This window comes from Streptomyces otsuchiensis (genome assembly GCF_004305975.1).
In the GTDB taxonomy this organism is placed as follows: domain Bacteria; phylum Actinomycetota; class Actinomycetes; order Streptomycetales; family Streptomycetaceae; genus Streptomyces; species Streptomyces otsuchiensis.
Genome location: NZ_BHZI01000368.1, coordinates 1 through 4,660 on the forward strand (window position 1 = coordinate 1; position 4,660 = coordinate 4,660).

Genomic DNA, 4,660 nt, shown 5'->3' on the forward strand with positions numbered 1-4,660 from the left:
GGTGTGGGCGGCGGGGGGCCGTGGGTGGTGTCAGTGCGCGGCATGGCCGTCCTCGGTGAGCAGGATGCGGGCGGTGAAGACCGAGCCGGCGGGCAGGTCGGCGGGGGTGGTCGGCACATGGAGGGCGTCGCGGCCCGCGTCACGCAGCCGGTCCAGCAGCGCGGCGAACGTCACCTCCGGTGCCGGCGCGGCCAGTTCACCGGTGGTGACCAGCGCCCGGGGGTCGAGATCACCGAGCAGTGGGTCACCGAGGTCCGTGTGATCGACCCCCTCCTGGGCCAGTTGGGCCTGGCCGAGGAGATCTCGCAGCGCCCCGGCTGCGGCGGAGACGGCGCTCAACCCGGCGGCGACCGCCCAGCGCGGCGTGCCCGCCGGGTCGGTCTCCCGGGCCAGCACCACATGGGCACCGGTGCGCCCGCCCTCTCCGAGGTCCAGCAGTTCGGCCCCGACCTCCAGGTTTACCGCGGACTTCCGCAGGAAGGTCATCTCCGGGTCGGCCGCGTACAGTTCCTCGTCCGCCCGCAGCACCTCGGTCGCGCCCCGGACGGCGCGCAGCAGGGCGTCGTGGGCCAGCGCGTCAAGGAGTCCGTGCCCGGCTGCCTGGCCCCGGTCGCTGCCCGCCCCGGCACCGGCGCGGGTCGCCTGGTGCAGCCGGTCCCGGTTGTGGGGGCCGAACGGCCGCACCGCGGCCAGCGGCACCAGGACATCCGGGCCGCCGAGCAGCGAGTGCGCCCGTGCCCACGCCGCGACCTCGTCCGCCGAGGCGCCGGTGCCACCGCCGGTGGTCAGCGCGTCGGGCGCGTAACGCCGCAGCTCCCTCTCGGCGCGGACGGGCACGGCCGGGACGACATGGTCGACGTACAGGGTGGCGGCCACCCGCAGCGCCCGCTGCCGGGCACCGGCGAGATGGTGCACGTCGAACGCGGCGACGGAACGGCCCGCGCCGTGGCCCAGCGGCAGCTCCAGCCGGGTCACCTTCAACGGCGTCTGGGTCAGCGGCTCGTCGTCGAAGCGGGTGAAGACACCGGTGTGGGTGCGTACGAGCGTGCCGGAGACCGCGCCGAGATCCTCGACGATCTTCTCCGCGTCACGGGCGGACTCCACGGTCGGGACGGCCGCGACCGTCAACTCCGCCGGTGCGCCGTCGGATTGGGACACCGGCTCCGGGCAGATCCGGCACCGCGGGTGCTGGTGGACGGGTTCGGCCAGCACATCGAGCGAGGAGAGATCCTGTATCTGCACCTGCCGGTCGGTCTCGGACGGCAGCGCGCCGGTGGCCAGCCGGAACACCTCGTAGCCGAGGAGGTTCCCGACCATCGCAGCCACCGGGCCGTGCAGCGGACCGTCCGCCTGCGGCCGGGGGTCCGGACCGGCCGCGACCTCACTCCAGAGGTCCGCGGCGGCCCCGGAGTCCACCGCCGCGCCGAGCCGCAGCAGAGCGCAGGACCAGCAACCGGCGGAACCGGCGGTCGACTTGGGACCGATCACCGCCCGGTCGCCGAAGGTCCAGGCCGGGATCAGGGTGCGGCCCTCGGGCAGGCCGTCGGTGAGCAGCCGGTGGATCACGGGAGCGGCACCGCCGCCGGTCACCAGCACCACGTCGAAGTGGGCCCAGGCGCCGGGGAAGTCCTCGGAGCCGGCGAGCGTCGCCAGCTCCACCTGGCAGCCCGCTGCATCCAGTTCGACCGCCTCAGCCGCCGCCCGGCCCGGGACCGCTCCCTCCACCCCGATCCGGGCGCAGCCGTTGCGCAGCAGGCTCAGCACACTCCACTCGGCGACCTCACCGGTGCCCAGCACGGCGACCCGGACGTCCCGGTAGCGGGCGAAACGCCGTTCCGCGTCGTCGGTGTAGTGGTCGATGTACTGGATCTGCGGACCGAACCGCTCCGCGACCGCCGGCACCAGCCCGGCCGCCGCCAGCGGATCGCCGCCGGCGGCCTCCGCCTCCGAGGGACGGTGGTCGCGGGCGAAGTCGCGTTCCAGCAGCGAGGAGACCAGCTCCGCGACCATCGACCGCTGCGCGTCACCGAGCCCGGCGCAGATCTCGGCGAGCCGGTTGCCGCCGTCCAGGTGCGGCACGATCAGCGACGCGAACCGGTAGGCCGAGCGGCCCGAGAGGTGGAAGCCGCCGTCCGCGTTGTGGAACAGCACACCGCCGGGAGTCTCCGTGTACAGCACGTCACGCCGGATGCGGGGGCGCGTCTCGGCAAGGGTCTCGAATGCGGCAGCAGCCATGGCTCACACCTTCTGGGTCGGTCGGAATGGGTCGGGCTCCGCCCAGCGGGCGTACGCGCGCAGGAGGGGGTGCATGCGGTACGGGCCGGGCGGCCCGTCCTCCAGCAGGCCGGCGTCGGCCAGCTGTTCCAGGGCGACTTCGGTCTCGGCGGCGTCGGCGGTCTCGGCGGCGTCCGCGGCGTCGGCGGACCCGGCGGCCCTGACGACGTCCGCCGCGTCGAAGGTCGCGCTCGGCAGGGTGCCCGCCAGCCGGAAGACCCGTACCTGCGGCGGTGAGAGGCGAGCCAGCGCCGCGTCGAGGACACCGGCCACGCTCATCACCGGATCGTCCGGCAGGGACAGCCGGGACCTGGGGTCCTGCGCCAGCCAGCGCACCCCGTCCCGCAGCGGCAGCGCGGGACGGGTCAGCAACCGGGCGACGATGATGCGCAGCGCCAGCGGATGGTGCCCGCAGGCCGCCGCCAGCCGGTCCGCCGCGTCCGGGTCCTCGGCCACCCGGTCCGCGCCGAGGGCGGCCGTCAGCAGCCGTGCGGACTCCTCCGGCGCCAGCGTGCCCAGCCGGTGCACCCGGCCGCCGTGGGTGGCGACCAGACCGGCCAGTCCCATCCGGCTGGTCACCAGCACCGCGCAGCCCTCGCCCAGGGGCAGCAGCGGCCGGACCTGGTCGGCGTCGGTGACGTCGTCGAGCACCAGCAGCAGCCGGTGGGCGGCGCGTCCCCCGAGTGCGGCTGCCAGCTCGGCGGCGCCGTCGGCGGCCGGGCGGGGGGAGCCGTCCGGGAGGGTCATCGGCAGCAGCAGCCGTCCGCCGGGGAACTCCGGCGCCAGCCGCTCGGCGACCTCGCGGGCGAGCGCCGTCTTCCCGACGCCGGGCGCTCCACAGATCAACTCCATCCCGACGGCGCCCGGTTCGCTCTGCGCGGCGGCGGACAGCCGCCCGGCCAGCGCCTGCGCCGACGCCTCGCGGCCGGCGAAGGACGGGACGGGTTCGGCCCGCCGCACGGCGGACTCCCGGCCGGACGGCGGCGCGACGGAAGCATCAATGGTGACGGCGGCCGGGGAGGTGCCACCGGCGGGGCTCGCGACCTGTGGCCCCGGAGCCCGGGGCGTGGGTGCGGACGCGCCGGCCGCTGCCGACCCCGCCGCGTCGGCAGTGACGGCGGCAGCGGCGCGCGGAGCGAGCTCGATGGCGGAACGATTCGGCACGTCGGGCCCGCCGGACGTGCCGGGACCACCCTGGCCACGAGCCGCGCCCTCTCCGGAAGGCCCGGCACCGGCACCCCCTACCCCGCCCGGCTCCGAACCACGTTGCTGTACAACGCCGTTCGGCCCGCGCCCGCCCTGAGGGCGCACCGCGACGGACCGCCCGGCGGCCGACGCCTCACCCGGCCGGCCGCCCGGGGCCCGCCCACCGGGCGCCCGTGCCCCGGCGTGCCCGGCCGGGCGTGGCGCGACCGGCGAGGGCCGGTGGTGGGGCACGGCGTGGCCGTACCCGGCACCCACGGCACCCACGGCGCCTGCGGCACCGACGGCACCGGCGGCGTGCGCGCCGGGGCGGGGAACCGGCAGCCGCACCAGGGTGGCGCGCTCGGGCTGGTGACGGCCGGACGGTCCCGGGCCGGCGGACGGGCCGAGGTCGTCGCCGCGCAGAATGGCGAGTTCGAGCTTCTGCAGCGCCGGGGAAGGGTCCACGCCCAGTTCCTCCAGCAGGTACTGCTTGACCCGCCGGTACTCGGCCAGCGCCTCGGCCTGCCGGCCCGTGCGGTACAGCGCCTCGATCAGCTGCTCCCGGAACCTGCCGTGGCCCGGGTGGGCGCGGGTGGCGCCCCAGAGTTCACCGAGGACCATCGAGCAGTGGCCCAGGGAGAGTTCGACGTCGCAGGCCCGCTCGACGACGTGCAGCCGCTCCTCGGTGAGCTGCGGCACCAGGTCGCGCTGGACCGGTTCCGACCGCACGTTGGCCAGGACGGGGCCCTGCCACAGCGCGAGCGCGTCGCGCAGCACCCGGAGTTCCTCCTCGGCGTCCCGCAACGCACCGGATATCGCCATGAGTTGGCGGAACTCCAGGATGTCGAGCGTGCGCACGTCGGCGGTGATCCGGTAGCCGCCGGGCACCGCCTCGATGGTGGTGTCGGTGACGCCGTGGCGCGTGAAGAGGCGGCGCAGCCGCAGTACGCAGGTCTGCAGCGCGGCCTTGGCGGTCGCCGGCTGCTCGTCACCCCAGACCATCCGCTGGAGGTAGTCCGCGGAGACGACGGTGTTGGCGTGCAGCAGCAGGGTGGCGAGCAGGTTCGTGGGCTTGGACGGCTGGAGCACCACCGTGTCGGAGGCGTCACAGATGCTCAGCGGCCCCAGCAGCTGGAATCGCATGGCTCCGGCTGCTCAGAGCGATCGCTGGGAGTGGGGGTGCGGGTGGATAGAGGGGGCG

At 75.8% G+C, this 4,660-nt stretch carries 2 protein-coding genes; both read right to left on the reverse strand.

All coding sequences use genetic code 11. The annotated features are described in order from the left end of the window. Positions 1 to 30: 30 nt before the first annotated feature. Positions 31 to 2,235 carry a TOMM precursor leader peptide-binding protein gene (locus tag E0D90_RS23705; protein ID WP_130800020.1) on the reverse strand — a complete coding sequence of 735 codons (2,205 nt, stop codon included), beginning with the start codon at positions 2,233 to 2,235 and terminating at the stop codon, positions 31 to 33. 3 nt (positions 2,236 to 2,238) lie between these two features. Beyond that, positions 2,239 to 4,602 carry an AfsR/SARP family transcriptional regulator gene (locus tag E0D90_RS23710; protein WP_130800021.1) on the reverse strand — a complete coding sequence of 788 codons (2,364 nt, stop codon included), beginning with the start codon at positions 4,600 to 4,602 and terminating at the stop codon, positions 2,239 to 2,241. Between the last annotated feature and the right edge of the window lie 58 nt (positions 4,603 to 4,660).

Excerpts from the sequence above, each read along its gene's own strand:
- E0D90_RS23705 (WP_130800020.1), bottom strand. The coding sequence starts at position 2,235 with ATGGCTGCTGCCGCATTCGAGACCCTTGCCGAGACGCGCCCCCGCATC.
- E0D90_RS23710 (WP_130800021.1), bottom strand. The coding sequence starts at position 4,602 with ATGCGATTCCAGCTGCTGGGGCCGCTGAGCATCTGTGACGCCTCCGAC.